Here is a 1,377-nt window from a genome sequence, read left to right as displayed (position 1 = left end):
ACGACGTGGTGTATGAAGACTTCGCCGGAATCGGCGTTTAGGAAGGCAGCTTGAGGGCGGCCATTGTGATTCTTAAGGTAAATTTGGGTTTGCGAAGACTCAACTCAACCAGAGGAAAACACAATGACCAACGCCACTATCGCATTATCCGAGTTCGCCGAAAAGGGGGCGGACGCAGATTTCATCCGCCAGACGCTGCAGCACGCGCTGCAAAGGCTGATGGAAATGGATGTTGAATCGCTTTGCCAGGCTGCGTACGGCGAGCGCAGCGATGAACGTATCAACAGTCGTAACGGCTACCGCGACCGCAGCTATGATACCCGCGCCGGCAAGGTTGACCTCAAAATCCCCAAGCTACGCAGCGGCAGCTACTTCCCTGGTTTTCTGGAACCTCGCCGCACCGCCGAGAAGGCGCTAACGGCCGTCATCCAAGAAGCTTACATCCAAGGCATTTCGACTCGTTCAGTCGATGAACTGGTCAAGGCGATGGGCATGACAGGTGTTTCCAAGAGCCAGGTCTCACGACTGTGCCAGGAGATCGATGAACGCGTTCACGCTTTCCTGAACCGCCCAATCGAAGGCGATTGGCCCTACTTGTGGATCGATGCCACGTACGTCAAATCCCGCGAGGCCGGACGGGTGGTATCGACGGCCGTGATAATCGCCATGGCCGTCAACACGGATGGTGTGCGCGAGATCCTGGGCGTGGCCACCGGGCCATCGGAAGCCGAGACATTTTGGAGCGAGTTCCTGCGTGGCTTGAGCCGTCGTGGCCTACGGGGCGTCAAGCTAGTCATCTCCGATGCCCACGAGGGCCTCAAGGCTGCCGCCAGCAAGGTATTTAAGACCACTTGGCAGCGCTGCCGGGTGCACTTCATCCGCAACGCCTTGGCCCATGCTGGCAAGGGCCAGCGTCAGGCCGTGCTAGCTGTGATCAATACCATTTTCGTGCAGGAGAGCGCCGAAGCGGCTAGCGCGCAATGGCGCTCGGTTACGGACCAGCTGAGGCCGAAGTTTCCCAAACTGGCTGACATGATGGACGCGGCGGAAAATGAGGTGCTGGCCTTCATGAGCTTCCCGCGCGCCCATCGCACTCAGATTCACAGCACCAATCCGCTTGAGCGGCTTAACGCCGAGGTCAAGCGGCGCACCAACGTGGTAGGTATATTCCCCAACGACAAAGCCGTCATTCGCCTCGTCGGCGCCATGATGCTTGAGCAAAATGACGAGTGGTCGCTGCAGCGACGTTACATGCAGCTTGAAGGATTGCAAAGCTTGAGCGACAATCAGGCCGCACGGCTCTCCGCCGTGATTAACTGACCGGGGACCCAGCCCCTTGAGAATCACATCTCATACACCACGCCTGGGGACACAATC

Annotated in this window: 1 protein-coding gene; it reads left to right on the top strand. The window is 58.2% G+C overall.

Annotation, left to right across the window (positions count from 1 at the left end):
• Positions 1 to 123 precede the first annotated feature (123 nt).
• The gene (locus tag GM676_RS31250; RefSeq protein WP_155468459.1) at positions 124 to 1,320 is read left to right on the top strand and encodes an IS256 family transposase; all 1,197 of its coding nucleotides are present in this window, start codon (positions 124 to 126) and stop codon (positions 1,318 to 1,320) included.
• The last annotated feature ends 57 nt before the right edge of the window (positions 1,321 to 1,377 follow it).

Source organism: Duganella radicis (genome assembly GCF_009720825.1).
In the GTDB taxonomy this organism is placed as follows: domain Bacteria; phylum Pseudomonadota; class Gammaproteobacteria; order Burkholderiales; family Burkholderiaceae_D; genus Rugamonas; species Rugamonas radicis.
Note: the sequence above shows the minus strand (reverse complement) of the source record. Positions and strands in the feature narration are given on the sequence as shown.